13 protein-coding genes are annotated in these 20352 nt (G+C 52.0%); 5 read left to right on the top strand and 8 right to left on the bottom strand.

Going from position 1 to position 20352, the window contains the following annotated elements:
- Positions 1-37 precede the first annotated feature (37 nt).
- Positions 38-1366: a NupC/NupG family nucleoside CNT transporter gene (locus tag ACO08I_RS04210; RefSeq protein WP_044227747.1), complete on the top strand. Its 1329-nt coding sequence runs from the start codon at positions 38-40 to the stop codon at positions 1364-1366.
- On the opposite strand, the gene ACO08I_RS04205 is transcribed toward ACO08I_RS04210, so the two are convergent.
- Complete coding sequence (locus ACO08I_RS04205) at positions 1363-1905, bottom strand: DinB family protein (protein WP_421948577.1); 543 nt, start codon at positions 1903-1905, stop codon at positions 1363-1365. The two genes, ACO08I_RS04210 and ACO08I_RS04205, sit on opposite strands and share 4 nt — an antisense overlap.
- Positions 1906-1954: 49 nt before the next feature.
- Between ACO08I_RS04205 and ACO08I_RS04200 the strand changes: the two genes are divergently transcribed.
- The gene (locus ACO08I_RS04200; protein WP_282776496.1) at positions 1955-2494 is read left to right on the top strand and encodes an NUDIX domain-containing protein; all 540 of its coding nucleotides are present in this window, start codon (positions 1955-1957) and stop codon (positions 2492-2494) included.
- Between the two features lie 57 nt (positions 2495-2551).
- On the opposite strand, the gene ACO08I_RS04195 is transcribed toward ACO08I_RS04200, so the two are convergent.
- The 3 genes from ACO08I_RS04195 to ACO08I_RS04185 form a co-directional block, all read right to left on the bottom strand.
- Positions 2552-7654, bottom strand: coding sequence for a gliding motility-associated C-terminal domain-containing protein (locus ACO08I_RS04195; protein WP_421948576.1), 5103 nt, complete (start codon positions 7652-7654; stop codon positions 2552-2554).
- 125 nt (positions 7655-7779) lie between these two features.
- A complete protein-coding gene (locus ACO08I_RS04190) occupies positions 7780-8697 on the bottom strand; it encodes an alpha/beta fold hydrolase (protein ID WP_421948575.1) in 918 nt (305 codons plus the stop codon).
- Positions 8698-8709: 12 nt separating this feature from the next.
- Entirely contained in the window at positions 8710-9300 is a 591-nt protein-coding gene (locus ACO08I_RS04185) for a TetR/AcrR family transcriptional regulator (protein WP_282779789.1), read from the bottom strand.
- Between the two features lie 46 nt (positions 9301-9346).
- Here ACO08I_RS04185 and folK point away from each other — a divergent pair, with 46 nt between their 5' ends.
- Both folK and ACO08I_RS04175 read left to right on the top strand, forming a co-directional pair.
- Positions 9347-9895: a 2-amino-4-hydroxy-6-hydroxymethyldihydropteridine diphosphokinase gene (gene folK / locus ACO08I_RS04180; protein ID WP_282779791.1), complete on the top strand. Its 549-nt coding sequence runs from the start codon at positions 9347-9349 to the stop codon at positions 9893-9895.
- 36 nt (positions 9896-9931) lie between these two features.
- Positions 9932-11347, top strand: coding sequence for an NAD(P)H-binding protein (locus tag ACO08I_RS04175; protein ID WP_282779793.1), 1416 nt, complete (start codon positions 9932-9934; stop codon positions 11345-11347).
- Here ACO08I_RS04175 and ACO08I_RS04170 read toward each other — a convergent pair.
- Together ACO08I_RS04170 and ACO08I_RS04165 are read right to left on the bottom strand one after the other, a co-directional pair.
- Positions 11286-12323 carry an MlaD family protein gene (locus tag ACO08I_RS04170; RefSeq protein ID WP_421948574.1) on the bottom strand — a complete coding sequence of 346 codons (1038 nt, stop codon included), beginning with the start codon at positions 12321-12323 and terminating at the stop codon, positions 11286-11288. The two genes, ACO08I_RS04175 and ACO08I_RS04170, sit on opposite strands and share 62 nt — an antisense overlap.
- Before the next feature lie 139 nt (positions 12324-12462).
- A complete protein-coding gene (locus tag ACO08I_RS04165) occupies positions 12463-14010 on the bottom strand; it encodes an N-acetylmuramoyl-L-alanine amidase (RefSeq protein WP_421948573.1) in 1548 nt (515 codons plus the stop codon).
- Between the two features lie 23 nt (positions 14011-14033).
- On the opposite strand from ACO08I_RS04165, the gene ACO08I_RS04160 reads away from it, so the two are divergent.
- Positions 14034-16805: a putative LPS assembly protein LptD gene (locus ACO08I_RS04160; protein ID WP_421948572.1), complete on the top strand. Its 2772-nt coding sequence runs from the start codon at positions 14034-14036 to the stop codon at positions 16803-16805.
- Between the two features lie 66 nt (positions 16806-16871).
- Here ACO08I_RS04160 and ccsA read toward each other — a convergent pair whose 3' ends face one another.
- Positions 16872-19745, bottom strand: coding sequence for a cytochrome c biogenesis protein CcsA (gene ccsA / locus ACO08I_RS04155; protein ID WP_421948571.1), 2874 nt, complete (start codon positions 19743-19745; stop codon positions 16872-16874).
- A gap of 134 nt (positions 19746-19879) precedes the next feature.
- Positions 19880-20275 (bottom strand): cytochrome c maturation protein CcmE, encoded by a 396-nt coding sequence (locus ACO08I_RS04150; protein ID WP_044227724.1) that lies wholly within the window; start codon positions 20273-20275, stop codon positions 19880-19882.
- Positions 20276-20352 lie beyond the last annotated feature (77 nt).

Raw genomic sequence — 20352 nt, 5'->3', positions numbered from 1 at the left:
TCTTACTTTTGGAACCGTTCAAACCAACAGGGCAAGTATGGAATTTTTCATTGGGCTTTTACGTGGCGGACTCGGAGTCGTTGCATTACTGGGCATCTGCTATTTACTCAGCGCTAACCGCCGCGCCATTGACTGGCGGCTGGTGGGCATTGGAATTGGCATGCAAGTCGTTCTTGCTGTGGCTATTCTGAAGGTTCCGTTAGTCAAAAAAGCCTTTGACCTGGTGGCCAGCTTTTTTGTGGTCGTGCTTGATTTTACAGATGCCGGTGCGGATTTCGTGCTGGGTAACTGGCCCGATTTCGTAGAACTGCCGGGCGCTGCTGATGGTCAGCTTTTTGCTGTTGGCTACATCTTTGCCTTCAAAGTGCTGCCCACTATCATTTTCTTTTCGGCCCTGTCATCTGTTTTATATTACCTGGGTATTTTGCAAGTGATTATTAAAGGGTTCGCTTGGGTGATGACGAAAACTATGCGCCTGACGGGTGCGGAAAGCCTGGCGGCTGCAGCAAATGTTTTTATCGGGCAAACCGAAGCACCGCTGGTGATCAAACCCTACCTGGAGGACATGAATAAGTCGGAAATCCTCTGTCTGATGACCGGTGGGATGGCAACAATTGCGGGAGGTGTATTTGCAGCTTATGTGGGCTTCCTCGGTGGTTCTGATCCGGTAGCCAAGCAGATGTTCGCCACCCACCTGCTCACGGCTTCAATTATTTCTGCACCAGCTGCGATTGTGGCTGCCAAAATGCTCTTCCCTTCCACCGAAAAAGTTGACCTGGAGCATCAGAAGCTGGATATCCCTAAGCAGGAGGTAGGCAGTAACTTGCTCGACGCTATCTCGCGTGGTACCACAGACGGGCTGAAGCTGGCGATCAACGTAGGGGCTATGCTGCTGGTTTTTACAGCATTTATTGCCATGCTCAATTACATCTTCATCAACTGGATTGGTGGGCCTACCGGGCTCAATGAAATAGTACAGCAACAGACGGATGGACGCTTTAAGGGCTTTAACCTGGAATATGTACTGGGGCTGCTTTTTGCGCCCATCGCATGGTTGCTGGGTGTTGCTTCCGAGGATATTCTTGTAGTCGGGCAGTTGCTGGGCCTGAAAACGACCCTCAATGAGTTCTTCGCCTACGCCGCCATGGAAGGGCTTAAGGATCAAATGTCTTACAAGTCAATGCTGATCGCGACGTACGCCCTTTGTGGTTTCGCCAATTTCGCTTCTATTGGTATTCAGATTGGCGGCATCGGAGCTATTGCACCCGGGCAGCGCAAAACCTTAACCGAATTTGGCATTAAAGCGCTAATCGGAGGGACGGTCGCTTGTTTCCTTACTGCTGCTATCGCCGGGGCGCTGTTCTAAACAGCAGCCTCTTTCAGTACCCGGTTGATTTGCTTTTGATGGCGTTTGATGTGCATGCCAAAGAATTTCAGCATTTGCCGTAAGGTCATTTTACCCGCGAAGGGGTGCTTGTAAAGCTCCCGGTCAAACCGTTCTTCCGGAAGGTGAGACAGGTAATGCCTTAATTCCTGTCGCTGCGCTTCCCATTGTTTACGTGTCGTTTCAAATACTGACTCATCCGGCAGGGCTGACCGGTCTACGCCCTTCGGTGCTTTGAACTTGGTTAGCATTCGGAAGTAAAAGTCTACTACAAATAGACGCCAAGCCGCTTTTGCTCCGGCTTTATCCAAAATCGGATTAAAACTAAGTTTCTTCCGGACGTAGCCCAGGGAGGCGGTCTCCGCTAAAATCAAATGGTGGAGCACTTGCAGGACAGTCCAGCCTCCATCCGACGGGCGATGGTTGAGCCGGGTATCATCATAGCATTCCAACTCACTGAACAGTGCGGATAACTCTTGGTCCAAACGGTCTAGTTGATGGAGCGTCGCTGCTTTTGTCATATCTCTTGGTTTGATTCAGGGAAGATACACATATCTTTGTACAAAAACCATGAAGAACCCCTGGACCACGCTCTCCAATGAAGAAGTCTATGACAACCCCTGGATTCAGGTCACCCACCGAAAAGTCATCACGCCCACCGGTACGGATGGGATTTACGGGCTCGTCCATTTTAAAAATCAAGCCATAGGTATTGTGCCAATCGATGAGGAAGGCTATACCTGGCTTGTCGGGCAGTACCGCTATACCCTTGAGGAATACAGCTGGGAAATCCCTGAAGGGGGCTGCCCCATCGGCGCAGAAGCTCCTTTGGAAAGCGCTAAGCGGGAACTCCTGGAGGAAACCGGGTTGCAGGCTGCACAGTGGGAGCACATTCTTGACTTCCACACCTCCAATTCTGTAACCGATGAGGCTGGTAAAATCTACATCGCCCGGCAACTGACTCAGGGGCAGGCTCAACCCGAAGATACGGAAGACCTGAAGGTGAAACGGCTGCCTTTTGAGGAGGCGCTGCAAATGGTCTACAGAGGGGAAATAACGGACCTTATGTCTATTGCGGGCCTTATGCGTGCCGCCGTGGTACTCAAATAAAAAAGCGCCATTGAGGTAGATTGTCCTCAATGGCGCTTTTGCAGCTTCTGTTTTCCGTTACCGGACCAGGGTCACATCTCCCTGAAAGGTGCCCAGCTCGAAACCGTTCGGGCGGGCAATCCGGATGAGGTAGAAGTAGACCTCGGTAGGTTGCTCCTTTCCATTGGCGTTGCCGTCCCATCCATCGTCCGGCGTTTCATTGTCGTAGACCAGTTGGCCCCAGCGGTTGTAGACCTTGAATTCCAGCACCTCCAGGTCCTCGATATTGGCCTGTGCTACGAAATTGAAGAAGTCGTTGGCGCCATCCCGGTTAGGGGTAAAGGTATTGGGCACAGCAACGATAATTTCCATAAAATTCCCTTGCACGGTGGCGAAATAGGAACAGCCATCGGGGGTGGTGATTTCCACCTGGAAAGTATGTACCCCGCTAGAGAAGATTTGGGTTTGAATGGTATCGAGCCCAAGCCCGCTGGCCAGTGGGGTCGCCGTAGTGGAGTCCTGGTAAAGGACCGTCCATGTAAAGTTCAGCTGGCTGGGGTCGAAGGGCGAACCGTAGTTGACGCCTAAGATGATCGAGTCCCCTTCAAAGAGGTCTCCAGGTACTTCCTGAATAATCTCTGCGCCGGTCGGGAACACGCCGTCGCCTACCTCAATGAGCACAGAGTCGGTAATGGTGGTACAGCCGCCGCCGCTTTCGTAAACGAGGGTGTAGAGGGTGGAATCCTCCGGCATAACCGTGATGCTGTCCCCGGTGTAGGCAGTGCCATCGCTGCCGGTCCAGGTGAAGGTCTCCTCGCTGCTGCCGCCCACAGCCTGAGCAATGATGCTGGTAGAGCTGCCCGGGCAGATAAAGAAGTCTTCGGGCAGGATGTCCAGCAGGATGTTGCCAATGACTTCCACCGTAACGGAGCCCACAAAGTCATCGCACACCCCATTGCTTGCTGTCAGGGTGTAGGTTGTGGTCTCCGTAGGGGTGACTACCGGCTGAGGATTATTGAAATCACTGAACAGCGGGTCAGTGGAGGTCCAGGTGTAGGTGGTATTCTCATCTTCCGCGAAGTTGAGCTGCACGGACTGCCCGAGGCAGATCGTTGTGTCGTTGGCCAGGGCTACGGTTGGGGCAGGGGAAACGGTCAGGTCAAAAGTCTCCGTAAGGGTGCCACACTCCGCCGCACTAATATAAATCAGCGTATATGTACCGGATACGGTGGGCTCGAACGTGCCGCTTTGCCCGGTAGCCAGCTCATTCCCATTCGGGTCCAGCCATTCGTAGCGGTCTTCAGGTATTGCATTGTCGATATCTACACTGAAGGTCACCTCCTCGTTAGAGCAAAGGTCCGTAGGCGAAACATTGACTGCATTGATCTCTGCGGCCTGAACCACGCGCACCTGCACCTGATCTTCCAGGTCCGGACAGATGCCATCGCCGGCCTGGAGGAAGTATGTGGTTGTGGAATCTGGCGTTACCGTTAGCGCGCCATCTTCAATCGTGCCAAAGTTCGGGTCAGTAGCGGTCCAGGTATAATTGTAGCCTGGGTCAGTATTAAAAATGAGCTGTATGCTTTCCCCTTCGCAAATGATGGGCGAAACTTCCAGGTCATAAGGAGCAGGTTGTAGAACAATGACATTGGCGCTGACTTCATTAGGACAGTCTCCAACGGATGCCTCAAGGGTGAAAGTTGTGCTTTGGGCCAGGCTGTTGGCCGAAGGGTTGAGGCAGTCCGTACAGCTGAGCTGTTCCGTTCCGCCGGTCCATTCAAAGGAAGTGGCGTTATCGCTTATGGTCGCCTGGAAATCGACGCTATTGCCATTGCAAATTGATGTGTCAGAGGGCGTGATGGTGATTGTCGGCGTGGGATTCACATTGATTTGTGCGAAGGACGTATCCGTACAAACGCCATTTTGGGTTACTCTGAAATATTCTACCGTATCTACTCCCGTGATGACGAGGTTGTAGAGTGAGTCGGGAGACTCCTGACCGGTTTCCGGACCCCATTCAAAGGTAATTCCTGAGAAATCGGAGGGTTCATATAAGGGCGATTGCAGCACTAGTATTTCGCCTTCGCACACGGTCGTATCCAACGGCATAATACCCAGGCCTGCTGCTGGCAAACTGTCCACAACCACATAAACAGAGTCTTTGCGGAAACAGGTGCTGCCCACTGCTACCTCCGCGTAGTAGGTAGTAGCCGTTTGCGGGCTAGCCGTAAGGGTGGGAGCCACAAGCGTATCGAAACCGGGTGTGGAAGCGGTCCAAACCGGCGTTTCGGTTGCCGGTGTGATATCCGCTGCAAACATCAGCTCTGTTTCGCCCCGGCATATCCGGAGCGTATCTTCGGCGATGATGTCAATATTGATAGGTGTAATACCCACCTCTGCAGAAGCGGTCTCCTCGCAGGCACCGCGCACGGCGGTAAGAGTATAGGTGCCCTCATTTTGCGGGAAGATAACCGTATTGAGGTCAGCAGGGTCTTCAATACTCTCCGGTCCGGCCCAATTGTACATAACGCCTGGTTCAGGCAAAAGCTCACTTAAAACGAGTGGGTCTCCCTGACAAACCGAGGTATCATTGCCCACCTGAATGATTGGTGGAATGGAGACATTGACCGTTATGCTGTCCAGCGAAGGCACCGGGCATTCCTGGTTTTGTGCACTGACGAAATAAGTGGTCGTCGTATCTGGCGTGACCGAAGGGTCGGCATCTGTTGAGGTGAAGCCGCCTGGGGTGGCATTCCAGGTATAATCTACGCCAGGGGTAGCTGCGCCGCCAACGGAAACGGTTTCTCCAAGGCAAATATCCAGGTCAGGCGAAATAGCTATGACCGGAGCCTCCGCATCCAGTACCGTAATGGTGACGGCATCTTCCAGCGTGCAATTGTCAGCAAACAGGGTCACAGGAAGGGTGTAGGTGCCGGCGGCCTCTGCTATGATAAACGGGTCGGGGCATTCGGTGCAGCTGAGGCTCAGCCCGGTCGGGGGCACCCACTCATAAGCGGCATTCAGAAAATTACTGCCCGCTACTATTTGAATTTCTTCGTTCCGGCAAACGGTTACGTCAGGGCCGGCATCGATATCATAAACCTGTACCAGTACACTCACGGTATCCTGATAGCAAACGGCATCGACCAAGCCAACGTATTCTGTGGTCTCAGTAGGGGTAGCCAATGGATCAGGGCAGTCATCGCACGACAGTGTGGTAGTATCCTTAAGCCAGGTGATATTACTGACGGAGGTTTCCAGGAATAGCTGTACACTTTCTCCCTGACAAATCGCGGTGTCGCTATTGAGGAGTTCGCTGGGTGTTGGGGCAAGTACATCCGGATCAGAAGCAGACCAGTCTACAGAAATCGCACCACTTTGGATATTGTCTCCCCAGTCATTAATTAATACCGCATATACTTCACCGGGCTGGCAGTTAATGACGGAAGCAAAGTCGTCAACGTTACCGTTAGGGTCTGGTGCACAGTCCAGTTCATCCAGTACTTCTATTCCGGTAACGGGGTGGATACTGGCTAGTCCGGTAGGGTCGGCACCACCAGCATAGGAAGACCGGATGGGTTGATTGTTCTCCACAAAATCTACAATAGCCTGCGGGTCGCTGCACACTTCATCCTTGTCCAGTGGCCCCCAGACCTGGAAGTCAATATCAGAGTCTTCCGCAGGCAGGTTGGCAGCTTCCACCGTGAAGCCAAAGGGGCCTGCTGCCTGAGCTTCTATAGTAAACCAATAGTAATTGGGGTCAGCAGAACCGGTATTGAACCAGCAACCGTCATTTAGGCCTGGATTGAAGGCAATGTCCTCAAACCCTTGATTGAAGGTGAAAACAGAGGGGAGGTTATCCGGAGGAATACAGCCATTGAGCGGATTGCAAAGCGCATTGAGCAGGGAGGGCTGCAGATTGCATTCCGCTTCCGTGATGGAGAGATCGAACTCCGTGCAACCCGTGCCGTTGGCTACAATAATATAGTAAGTGCCAGGCGATTCAAAATTAGTCCCGAAGGCACTGCCACTGCCTCCAACGCCCACACATTCAGTAGCAGGGTCAAGAGGAGGGCCATCCAGTATAAGCACACCCGTACCAGCGTCTGCACCACTGACGATCACATCGGCACAAAAGCCGCCATCAGTAGTGTAGGAAAACACAACGTCCGGCCCATTCAGGAAGGGCGTAGGGCCACAGGGCGTTTCCGCAATAGTACCTGCCTCACCACAGGTTGTGAAGCCACTGCCTTCAAAGGGTAAGCCACTGATCACAGTGGGATTGTCAACAGAAGAACCACTGCAGGCCAGGGGGCTGCAATTCCAGGTCAGCTCAAAGCCGGGAGCTGTGGCCGATCCATCAGAAGTAAACTCTATAGTCACAGAAGGTTCTGAGGTTTGTATGGTAATGGGGTCCGTATTGCCACCAGTGTAACTGCCAAGGAGTGTGCCGGCGGCATTGGGCCCGGCGTAGATATTCAAAAAGTCAAAGTTGTTCTCAAGCTGAAAATCCTGAATCTGAATTTCCAGACATTCAAATAAAGTGGAAGGGGTGATGGTAAAGGTGGCATTCTCCCCGTTGCCATAATCAGCATCAGGCCCTCCTGAGTCATATAGTGTGCCGAAGCAGGCAGAAGTAAACGTCTCATCACCAATATTGATAGCTGGGACGTATTCGTCCACGCAGAGACGGAAATCTCCCGCATTCGGTGTGCCGGTAGGAGAGTAATCATTGACCCGGATGAAGTAGGTCGTGTTAGGGGTCAGCCCTATGATGTCTATCTGTGCCGTTGCTTCTCCATCTGCAGCAGAAGAACAGAAGCTAAGGTCCGCAAGGCCATCAAACATACACTCACCACGGTAGATATTGATCTGAGGGTTGAGAATGCTGCCGTTGGGGCCATCTGTGGCGCCCTGCAAGGTGACGGTGACATCAATAATATCAGCGGTAGTGGTAAAGGAAAACCACACATCGCGGTCAACACTTCCACCGTTGAAACAGTTGGGTATGTTCCCTGACCCAATATCGGAAGGTGTCGCATTGATATTGTCATAGATCTCATCACCACAAGCCGGGAGTGCGCCAAGTGCGATTAAACCATCACAGTCATCATTGACGGGTTGGGCAGAGAGGGCAAATTGCAATAACAGTAGTACAGTGAGTGTGGAAAGTATTCTCATGCTTGCCAGGTTAATGTTTGTTTTTCCAGCCTAAATCAGGCTTGAACTTGGCTAAAAATAATCAAAATTTGAAACTACAGCCCTCACATTTCTTTATCGGTCGGATGGTCAACATAAATCCAGGGTCAGGAGCTCCCGTGAATGAAGTCGGCAACTTCGCGGATGAGATCAGGGTTCTTCATGAGCCGGTAATGCCCGTAGCCATTGGCAATGAGCAGACTGGCGTTGTCCCATGCCTCAAAAACGGAGCGGGCTTCATCAATAGAAACGACAACATCCGTTTCATCATGAACGATCAGCACTTTTCCCACACTTTCTGAGATTTTTGCGTTGGAGGTGTCGGCGTGATGGAGTGGGAACTTCACTTTCTGCTCTATATACCGGATAAACTCCTGGGCAGTAGGTGGCGGGACATTGAGGGTTTCCATAGCGTTGTTCAGCACCTTTTCCATTTTGTCCGGCACGCCGATCAGGACGAGCTTTTCGACCCTGATGGAAGGATCGAGGTTGGAAAGGGCAAAAGCAGTGGAAGCACCCCCGAAGGAGTGAGTAATAATGCCGTGCACTCCTCCAATTTGATTGATAATGGCCCGGACAGCTCCGCCAAAGTGAGGGAGGTTTGTCCGTTTGCCATCAGAGTGCCCGTGAGCAGGGCCGTCGAAAGCGACCACGCGATATCCTTTTTCGACCAGTGGAGGCACAAAAGTCCGCAGTGCTGTGCCCCGCGACTCCCATCCATGCACCAGGAGTATAGTCCGCCCGCCGTAGCCCCATTCATACCCTTTGAGCAACTGCCTGCCGTACATAAATTCAAATAAGCGGGCGCTTTCGAGCAGGGCATCACTGGTTTTGTGCCGGGCGCGAATGCGGGGCGTAGAGAAAAAACGGTACGCCAGCCTGGCCATGGCTCTGGGGAATATATACCCAAACAGGCCAAACACAAACCGGATAACCTTTAAGACCGGTGGATATTGGACGGGCTGTTCCGGCGAAGGGTCCTGATAGTCAGAAGAGAGGTAGCGGATATCTTTTGTGATGGGCATGTATTTGAGGATTTAGGGTTGGAGTTGTTCAATCATTTGCAATAGCAACTGGGCCACCGGACTGAAATACCGGTCTTCTTTGTGCAGCTGAGCCAGCATGATCCCGCCCTCCAGGGTGGCAATAAACTGGGTGGCGAAGTCTTCGGGAGATACATCAGGATGAATCTGTCTCTTTTCCTGCCCGGTTTTAAGAGTGGTTACAATCCGGTCGTGCCAAATCCTAACCGCTTTGATGGCATGTTCCCTGAGGAGCAGGTTGCCGTCATCTGCCTCAATAGCGGTGTTCTGTATGGGGCAACCACCTTCAACGGGTGGCTGGGCAGCATGCTCTTTATAAAAGTAAACAACAGCCTTAAGTTTATCAATGGGGTGCTCAATGACGCGGGTCCGGGCACGGACTTGCTGGTGCACCTGATCAACGGCGTGCTGAAAGGCCGCCACGGCAATATCCTCCTTGCTGGAAAAATTACCATAAACGCCGCCTTTAGACAGTCCGGTCGCTTTTATGATATCGCCCATTGATGTGCCGGCGAACCCGCGCTGATTGAATAGGGCAGCGGCTTTTTCGATGATTTGCTGGCGTGTACGGTCTGATTTTGACATGGGTTTCATATATGGTTGGTACAAAAATAAACCGATCGGTCTGTAAATGCAACTTGCAAGAGATGTAATTCCGGATATCAGAATAAAGCTTTACCTTCACACTAATATGAAACGGGTCTTTTTACATACGGGCAGCAATCAGGGCGACAGGCTCAGAAACCTCAAACTCGCGGCATCCGCGCTTAAGGAAACCGTCGGGCCCATCCTTCACTTTTCCCGAATTTTTGAGACAGCAGCGTGGGGTGTCCGGGACCAACCGGATTTCCTCAATCAGGCCCTGGAACTGGAAACCGCCCTTGACCCTATTGGGTTGTTGAATACGGTTTTGGAAATCGAACTTGATATGGGGCGGGTAAGAATACAAAAATGGGGGCAGCGGCTGATCGATATTGATATTTTGTACTACGGTGACATCATCTGGGAAAGTGATCAGCTGACCCTTCCTCACCCGCATTTGCATGAGCGCAACTTTGTCCTGGCCCCTCTGCTGGACATTGCGCCTGATTTCGTTCACCCACGTCTGAAGAAAACGACCCGGGAGCTGAGGAGCCTTTGCAACGATGCTTTGCCCGCTTTGCCTTTCCAGTCAGAATAATAGCGAACCTTCTGTTAGCTTCTCCGTTTGGTGAATATGAAGCCTACCGTCGCTATTGCTGGAGCTACTGGTTTTATTGGTCGCTGGTTTATGGACCGATACCGGCATAAATACCGGTTTATTGCGCTAAGCCGCAAGACGATGTCCCCGGAAAAAGCAGACCCTAATGTGGAATGGCGGCAGGTTGATCTATACTCCCTTTCGGCCAGCCGCGAAGCACTTAAAGGCGCGCACTATGCTTTGTATCTGGTGCACTCCATGCGCCCTTCCACCCGCCTCAACCAAGGCTCCTTCGACAATACTGATTTGCTGCTGGCAGACAACTTTGTTCGGGCGGCAGAGCTCAATGCAGTACAGCAAATTGTTTTTCTGAGCGGTATACTGCCGGAGGGGGAGCTGCCGGATGCCCGTCCCCTGAGAAGCCGTGCTGAAGTGGAAAAAACCCTGGAGAGCACGTCTGTTCCGCTGACCACTCTTAGGGCGGGAATCATCGTAGGGCCGGGCGGGACTTCCTTCAAGATCCTGGACCGCCTTGTAGACCGCTTACCGCTCATGCTGTGCCCAAAGTGGACGACTTCCCAAACACAGCCCATCGGATTGGAGGACACCCTCAGGGTTATTGATGCAGTCCTGGGGAATTCTGACTATTACAACGCTGAATATGATATCGTGGGGAAAGAGGTGACTACCTACTTTGATATGCTCAAAAAGCTGGCGAAACTGAAGGGCAGGAGGCGCTGGATTTACGCCCTGCCTTTTAATCTGCCTGGGCTTTCCCGCCTTTGGGTGGCTTTGTTTTCAGGGCTAAGCCCGACTGTGGTCTCCCCGCTGATTGCCACGTTGCGCTGGGACCTTAAAGGAAGCTCCAATCAACTGATGGCAGAGGTGCCGCCCACTCAGTGTTTTGAAGAGGCAGCAAGGCAGGCACTAAAAGAGGAGGAACAGTTACCGGCTTTACCCTTAGCAGACGAGCAGCAGCGCAGGGAAGAAAAAAATACGGTAAGAAGTGTACAGCGACTGCCTAACCCGGCCGATCACACCGCAATTTGGGTAGCCAAAAGATATCAGACCTGGCTGCCCCGGCACTTTCGGTATCTTCTAAAAGCCGACCACCGGGGGCAGACTACGGTATTTCGTATTGGAGGGTTTGAACTACTGCACTTAAAGTTTATCCCGGACCGCAGCGATGCCAACCGGCAACTGTTTTATATTGTCGGCGGGCAATTGGTGAAGCGCCGGGACCATGGCTGGCTGGAGTTTCGCAGTGTGCTGGGCGGCCGGTATGTTATTGCGGCCATCCATGAGTTTGTGCCGCGCCTGCCCTGGCTAATCTACAACCTGACGCAGGCACTCGCACACCTTTGGGTGATGTACCACTTTGGGCGCTACCTTAATTCCCGGCCCCTTGAGCGTCCTGACGGTCATAACGTTCCACTCTCCGGCGGCTCTTAAGCGGCATGTACCGGTAGGGGCGGTCCTGGAAATCGGTAACCAGAGAATCAGCTTCGCGGGTCAGGTTGGAGAGGTTGCGGTACAAGGCTTCATCTTTCATGAGTTGCCCCAGGGTACCTTCTCCTTCCTTAATACCATCAACCAGTCCGGATACACCGGCAATTGCCTTGTTGGCATTTTCAAGGGTGCCTTTCAGCTCCTGAATAGAGGCATTGATCTCGTTGACGGTTTTCTCCAGGTCGGCAGCTACCAACTGACTGCTCAGACTGTCTGCATTGGCGATAATTGCTGCAATTTTGGCATTGTTCTTTTCCAGGTTCCCGGTTATAGACTCCACATTTTTAAGGGAACTTGCGATGTTGCCGGATGACCGCCGCATGAGTTGATCGAGCTGAGCGGTGGAAGAGTTGAGGTTGGCCATCGTTGCGTCCAGGTTACGTATGGTATTCGCAATGGGCGATTGGCTTTCTTCGCTGAGCAGGGCGTAGTTGAGGGTGTCGATGACCTTTTGAAGGCTCTTTTGAAGGATGGCGGCGTAGTCGCCAACAGCTTCCTCTCCAACCATAGAGTCCAGCAACCCCCTGAATTCTCCTTCGAGTGTATCGCCTGGCTCCGCACAATCTTCGCCGGAACAGGGCGTATCGTACATGAGCTTGACCGCTTTGCCACCCATAAAGCCGGTCGCTACAATCACCGCGCGGGTATCTTTAGGAATAGTCATATCGGGAATGAGGTCGAGGACCACCTCTACAGTACGGTCCACGTCATTGAGCAGTTCCACTTTAGCCACACTACCTACGGTGACACCATTAATAAAGACTTGTGTGCCCACCTGCATACGGTCTACCTTTGGGTAGTAAACCTTATAAGTGTTGGACTTGAGCAAGACATTTTTGCCCATAATGAATTTATAGCCCCAGTAAGAGACCGCGATGGCTACAATAGCAAGAAGACCTACCTTTACTTCGTTTGACATGGTCGTATTAGTTTAAGCGTCGCAAAGGTATAGCCCTTTAGGGTAAAACGGTAATTTTCGGCCGTTTACTTCTCCAGTAGAGCAGGAGCTGTCGGCAGGAGATTCCTTTGGCCACCTCAATAGCCAGTCCATACAGAGGCTAAGGTGCGCCCAATGCCTGCCGCACTTCATCCAGGGAAATGCGTTTGCCATTGCGGTAAGCCACGATGAAAGCCCCCGGAAACCCTCGGTTTTCCAGTGAACCTTTAGCCTGTGTGGCATGGTAAATAGAAGTGAAGTTCTTGGCCTGGTATTTGAAAAATTCTCCTTCCCGGACCACCTCGATCAGGTAACCGGTATTGTCCCACTTGGGGTGAGAGGTATCTAAAGGGTCTTTGGAAGCTGCCAGTTGGACATGCAGGCTGATGCCCAGATCATATAGGGTGACTACGCGGAGCATTGGGCGGCCCTCAGTGGTAGGTTCTGGCTGTGGGGTCAGAGGTTGTATAGCAGGCTCAGGACGAACCTCAACGCTTTCTACCTTTCGTTGGTAAGCAGAAGGGGCAGGATCAGGCTCGGCTGGCGGCGTATAGGACTTGGGTGCCGCTTCTGGTGAACGGGCAACGAGATAGCGCCCCTTAGACAGAGGCGGCGGGTTGGGGTCAGGCTTTTGATCGGGCTGAAACTGCTCTTCCTGCTGTAAGACACGTGCCGGAACGGCAACTGGTGCGGTTGCCAAAGGCTGGGCTTCAGGGCTGTTTTCTACGTGCCGCCGGTAATCTTCAAAGGCAGCAAGCATCGCTCCGGCCACCACCGCCTGGCCCTGTGGCGTCATCAGGTAAGCTTCCTCAGAGCGGTTGCTAAGAAAACCGGTTTCCACCAGCACACTCGGCATCGTTGTTTCCTTAAGGACTACGAAGCCGGCCTGCTTGACACCCCGGCTCTTGCGGTTGGCTTTTGCAAAATGCCCCTCTACTTTTTCTGCAAACAGAATACTTTGTTCGAGGTAGGCACTCTGGAACATATTGAGCATAATATGCCCTTCCGGAGAGTTGGGGTCATAGTCGTAGTTGGCCTCATAATTTTCCTCCAGCAGGATCGCAGCGTTCTCCCGCTTGGCCACTTTAAGATTATGCTCTGCGGTATGCAGGCCCATTACGTAAGTCTCGCTTCCGTGGGTAGCCGAGGAACCAGGCATATAATTGCAGTGGATAGAAATGAATAAGTCTGCATCGTTGCGGTTGGCAATCGCCGCCCGTTCGTGTAGTGGGATGAAAACATCGGAATCTCGCGTCAGGATCACATTAAGGCCTGGATAATGGAGCCGCATCTCCTGAGCCAGCTTCAGCCCAATAGCCAAAGCCAGGTGTTTCTCCCGGGAATTACCGCCCAGGCAGCCGGGGTCATGCCCGCCATGGCCAGGGTCAATGACTACGGTTTTGATCCGATAATCGGGCGGTAAGCCCAGGGCTTTTTGAAAAGCCGGAAAGGGAAGTGGTATCCCTTGTGAGAAATCCTCCGATAATCTGGCAGGTTTTATAACTTTGCCGCGCCTGCGCATCAGACATTCCGAATGATCGGAACCCGGATGGCAGGCAGCCTCAGCCACAGCTGGTGCCGGAAAGGATAATGAAAAGTTAAACCCGGTACCGGTAAACGGCAAAGCGAGTAGAAACAGCGTTGGTAGAAAAGTTACCGCTTTCGTCATAAGCACAACTTAGAATTGTATCCTTGAAGACAAAGTTATTAATAATTATTGTATTCCTGCTGTGCAGCCTTCCTTATCTACAGGCGCAGGAGCCTGTAAATGAGCAGGATAAACGGCCGCCATCGGCTCTGATGCAGGTGGACAGCGCAGCCCGTGCCATGCCCGGGGATACCTTGCCGTTCAGTACCAACCAGGTAAGGGCCTCTTTAGATACGCTACCAAAGGATACCTTGTTGCCCCGCCAGCGTGAAACCCGCGAAATTTCTTTCTCCAAGGATTCTCTCGATGCTCCGGTACAATACTCAGCTGTCGATTCAATGGTCTATGATATTGCCAATCAGCGGGTGCACTTGTACGGGGAAGCGGAAGTGACTTATACCACCATTAACCTGAAAGCGGACCATATCATTTTTGACTGGAAGACGAACATCGTGACCGCTTCGGGTATGCCCGACAGCCTGGGGCGGCCGGCGGGTTTGCCGGAGTTCTCGGATGCCAGCCAGAGCTTTACGGCAGATAGTATGCGCTACAATTTTTCGACAAAAAAAGGGGTGGTCTACGATGTGGTCACCACGCAGAATGATGTGGTGGTCCGCGGGCAAAAGTCCAAGTTCGTCACACAGGAAGCACAAGACAGCACGGCGGAAGACCAAAACGTGGTGTACAGCTCCAATGCCATTTTTACCACCTGTACGCATGAGGAGCCCCACTTTGGCATCCGTAGCCGCAAGCAGAAAGTCATTCCCAATAAACTCGTTGTGGTGGGCCCTTCCAATCTGGAAATCATGAACGTGCCTACGCCGGTTTGGCTACCCTTTGGGTTTTTCCCGATACCGCAGGGGCGATCAACGGGCTTGCTGTTCCCGCGTGATTACCAGTACTCTCCGCAGTGGGGCTTTGGTTTGGAAGGCATCGGCTGGTACTTCCCCCTGGGCGACCACTTCAATCTGTCCCTCACAGGAAATATTTACCTTAAAGGGACCTGGGGGGTCAATGCGCTTTCCAACTACAACAAGCGCTATAAGTACAATGGTAATTTCAATATCGGCTACGACGTACGAAGAAGCGAAGATTTGGAGGGTAACATTTCCCAGCCCAAGTCCTTCATCTTTCAATGGAGCCATCAGCAGGCACAGTCCGCTCATCCGACGATCAACTTTGGTGGTTCTATCAATATCCAAAGCAACAACTATCAGCAACGGGTCTTCAACGATCAGCGGGTACTGGAAAACCAGCTTCGGTCCAACCTGAACTTTAGAAAAAACTGGCGGGACAAGCCTATCAACCTGACGGCTTCCTTCAACCACAACCAAAACTCTAATACGGGCGACGTTACAGTCAGCTTCCCCAATGTAAGGTTTCAGACACAGGCTATTAACCCGTTCAAGCGCAAAAACAGGACCGGGCCTGAGAAGTGGTATGAAGCCATTACTTTCCGTTACGATGCGGAGGCCCGTAACCGGTTTCAGGCTAAAGATTCCACGCTTTTTACGCAGGAAACAATTGAAAATGCCCAGTTTGGTGTCCAACAACGGGCCAATCTAGGTACCTCTTTTAAAGTCCTCAAGTACTTCAACCTCAACCCTTCGGTCAACTACGATGAAGTCTGGTACCTGCGCACCCTGCGCCGGGATTTTGACCCTACGGCTTTGGAGCTGGACACGATTTCAGATAGGGGCATAGACTTTGTGGATACACTTTCCTACGGCGAAATCACAGAGCGGCAGGTGGGCGGTTTCGAAGCCTACCGGCAGTTCAATGCCAGCGTAAGCCTCAATACGCAGGTTTTCGGTACTATGCGCTTTGGACAGGGCTGGCTGCGGGGCATCCGCCATGTGATGAAGCCCAGTATTTCTTTCGGTTACACTCCTGATTACACAAACCCGGATCTGGGCTATTTCCGGGAGGTGAGAGACCCGAATACCCGGGATGAGTTCGACACCTACTCTATCTTCCAGGGGGGGATTTTTGGCAGCCCATCCACTGCAGGGCAGCAGATGAGCGTTGGCTACAGCCTCAATAATATTTTTGAAGCGAAGTACTTCTCCAAGAAGGACTCCACGGAGGAAAAACTGAAGCTCTTCGACAACATCATCGTTTCCGGCAACTATAACTTTGCGGCAGACTCTCTCAAGTGGAGCCCGGTCAATATTTCGGGTACCACGCGGATGTTCAAAGGCATGACTACGGTAGGCCTGCGCGCCACTTTCGACCCCTACCGGGTCAACGAGAATGGCCGGCGGGTAGACGACCTGCTTTGGGAAACCGAAAACCGCTTATTGCGTTTCGATCAGGCCACGGCCCGCTTCAATACCAACCTGACCGTTGGGAAGATCAGAGCCTTATTCCAGGGCGATAAGGAGGAGGAAATTTATGATGCGGAAGCAGAACTTGAAAGACAGGAAAGAGGACTGCAGCGGGTAGAAGAAAAGGACTTCCTGAGTCTGTTTGAGAATTTCCGCATCAGCCACAACCTTTCCCTCAACTGGGAGGGGATGCCGGACGGGCGGGATACCTTTTTCATCGCCACAAACACCATCAACTGTAGCGGCAGCATACAGCTGACGCCCAACTGGTTTATCAATATCGGTAACTTTGGGTACGATTTTGTAAGAAAAGGGATTACTTATCCATCGGTAGGTTTCCAGCGTGATCTCCACTGCTGGGAAGCAGGCGCCAACTGGCAGCCACTTCGCGGCACCTACAGCTTTTACATTCGTGTAAAACCTGGCTCACTGGACTTCCTGAACATTCCCTACAACCGAACGAACGGGGACGGACGAGGGCAGTTTTAAAACAAGCGGGCGGAAGCTGGGCCACTTGCCAACTTCCGCCCGCTTAACCGTCGTGCGGTTCTTTGTTTAAGCTACCTGCCGACGCTGCTGCATCCGCACTAACATGCTCATAAACAGCCCAATCATCATCATCGTTGAGCCCAGCCAAAACAGGTTGATGCCCGGGAATTCGATAGCCTCCAGCACAATATAATCGGCACGCAGGGAGTCTGTCGCCACCTCGAATGGGATCGGGTGCTCGCCTCCGGTTTCCGCCTGCCCAATCATAACCTCCACGGTTTCCTCCTGTGGGTTGATACCGGTGAAGCGGAAGTGCAGCCCCAGCTCGGAGATCTCGTCTTTCAGGTTGAGGGGGCGGCTGCCGCGGATAAGATAAAGCGGTTGTGCCATATAGGATTCCCCATTTTGCCCCTGTACACTGATCATTGCGCTTACGGCAATGTCTTCTTCCTGAGGCTCATAGGCCTCATGTTCCGGGTTCTTGTTGAAACCTGCAAACTGAATGGTGTGCCCGTTGTACGTAATCTGGTCTCCCTCCTTAAAGGTGAAGGGCTGGTACTCCATATTGACCTCCCGGCCAAATACGGCATCAAAAATACCTTCGCTCAGCCGCACTTTGGAGCTAATATCATTGATCTGTACCGGATAGCTATAGAGCATTTGACCCCGCAGGACCAGCACCGGCTGAACAGTGAATACGCTGTCTTCATCCAGGCGCTGAATACGGATGGTGGCCCCGATAGGCAGGTCTCCTTCTTCCTTGGTGTAATCAGGATGGGAAGGGTCGCGGTCAATGCTGACCAGCTCTGCACGGAAGAGCTTCACAAAGAAGGTGTCCTGATCGCGGATGGGCACGGTGTCCTGAAAGGCGATTGTCTCTCCGATCAGCGCTTCGTACACCTTGTAGTTCAGGCTGTCTTCCCGGTTTTTGCGGTATTCCATATCGATTTCCACCCGTGGCAGGGAAGCAATATGGGTGAAAATATCACGGTCCAGGTAACGCTTAGTCGACGGATTGGAGGCTGCTACCTTGGTGAAAGATTTATCGTAAAGAATATTCGGATAAAGGTTGAACTCCTCTACCACATCCCCTGAAGCATCCCGCCGCTTGTAGTTCACTTTGAAGGTACGGGAGAACTGGCTTACGGTATCAGAAACATAGGTCACTTCGTAATCCCCCATGATCAAAGGCGAATCCTTGAAGAGGATGACGTTTTTGCGCAGCTGGTCTTCGGTGGCGCCCTCAATCAGTCCTTCCATCACAAAGGTATTGTTGGAAATCACCTCCTGATTAAGCCCGGAGGCCAGGATACCGATGATCATCATACCGAAACCAACGTGGGAAACCGCAGAGCCTGCCATCTTAAGCCGGGCTTTAGCTACAGTAAAGAGGTAATCCATATTAGCGACGATGGTAAACCAACCGAAGAATAACATGACGGTGTACTGCCAGGCATTCATGGCGATCCAAAGTGTCGTAAGGTAAGTCAGCAAAGCAGAAATGCCGATGGCTGCGCCCGTATGAATGCTAAATTTCTTAAGCTGCTTGCTAAAGTTAGGCTCCCGGAAGCGCAGGTACTGGCTAATGCCGGAAAGCAAACTGATGAAGACGGCAATCCAGATTTGGTATTTGTTGTAGTGAGGCACCGGATCAGTGATGACTCGGCCGATGTAATCCGGGTTAAAGTACGTCATGATCTTGTTGTACACCGGCAGGGAAGTGGAAGCCGAAATGATGAGGCCTGAGAACAGCAATACCAGCGAACCGATAAACATCCAAAACTCCCGGGAGGCAGTGGCTTCCTCTTTCTGAGGCGCAGGTATACTGTTGTAACGCTTGCCAATCAGTACTGCTGACAGCGCGATGTAAAAACCAATTAGCAAAATCAGCTGGGTTTCCAGCCCCATTTCCGTAAAGGCATGCACCGAGGTATCGCCCAGTACCCCACTCCGGGTCAGGAAGGTGGAGTACAGAATGAAGATAAAGGTCAAGGCATAAAAAATATGCGTACTGCGGATGGAGTGTCCGGTTGCATTGGCAATCAGGTTGGTATGAATGCCGGCAATGAGGAAAAGCCAGGGCACCAGCGACATATTTTCCACCGGGTCCCATGCCCAGTACCCACCAAAGCTAAGAGCTTCATAGGCCCATGCCCCGCCCATCAGGATACCGATACCCAGTATGGCACCACTAAAGAGGCTCCAGCGCAGGGCAGGCTTCAGCCATGCTTTGTGGTCATTAGTCCAAAGAGCTGCTATGGCGTAGGCAAACGGAATAGTAGTGGAGGCAAAACCCAGGAATAAGGTGGGCGGGTGGATGGTCATCCAGTAGTTTTGCAGCAGGGGGTTAAGGCCGGTACCGGTAATTTGAGAGACGTAATCAGCACTCTGGAAAATCGGCGCATCGACCATATCCCGGAGCAGCATCATAGGATTGCTGCCCAGCCGCATAGGGTCGTCTCCAAACCCGATGTAAATACCGAGGATCATAGAACCCAAAAAGACCTGTACGGAAGATAGCAGTGAGAGGGTAGGGGCTTCCCAGCGCTTACCAGTAGCCATGAGGACACCGCCGAGCACGATATGCCAGAACATCCAAAGCAGAAAGCTGCCTTCCTGCCCTTCCCAAAAAGCGGAGAAAATGTACTTCATAGGCAGATCTTCGGAGACGTGCGCCTGAACGTACTGATACTCATAATACTGATTGATCATCACGTAAAACATGGTACCAATCAGCGTGAAAACAGCGATGCCGTGAATGAGGAAGGAAAACCTCCCGATCCGGAGCCAGTTAGCCGCCTCAGCGGGCTGTTCGCGGCGCTGTGTCGCAAAAAAGTAAGCTATCGTAGAGAGCAATGCCGTAGAGAATCCAAGCATGATCGCCATCTGGCCAATATGCCCGGGGATAAGATGTTCGCCTACGTACTGAATGTCTTGCATGGAGTATTGTCGTTGATCGAAAATTAGGTGGTGCAGCGCTATGGGCTGCCTGTTTTGTTATCGGCTGAGTGTAGCAAACCCCGAAGACTGCGGGAGGCTCCGGGGTTTACAATTGAGGTGAGGAACAACTGAAGCTATCCTGCCTCGCTCTTGATGTAAACCTCTTCCTCTTTATATTTGGAAGGGCACTTCATGAGCATGTCAGTGGCCACAAACTCGTCGCCTTTCATAGAGCCGGTCAGTACGATCTGCTCAGAAAGCTCAAAGTCCTGTGGTTTTTCCGAAAGCAGGACTACCTTGCGCTCATCTCCCTCCGCATCCTTGATGTAGAAGCTGAAATAGTTAGGGTCTGTCTCGGGGTCATAGTGCATTTCCTTATCTTTGGAAAGCTGCCCGGCAATTTTGACCCGCTCCCCGCTTTGTTCTGCGTCAGCGAAAGTGGCATAAGTGCTCATGTCATCCGCTGCGCTCGTGAGCATAGCGATGGCAACCCCTACCATAATGATCGCGATGATATATATTTTCTTCATGACATTAGCTGTTTGTCTACAGTTTTAAGCCGGATATTCCGCGTTGGTTAAATTTGATAAAGCTGTAATGAATACAA

Source organism: Phaeodactylibacter xiamenensis (assembly GCF_965229835.1).
GTDB classification, from domain to species: domain Bacteria; phylum Bacteroidota; class Bacteroidia; order Chitinophagales; family Saprospiraceae; genus Phaeodactylibacter; species Phaeodactylibacter xiamenensis.
The sequence above is the reverse complement of the archived record's forward strand: the minus strand, read 5'-3'. Positions and strand labels throughout refer to the sequence as shown.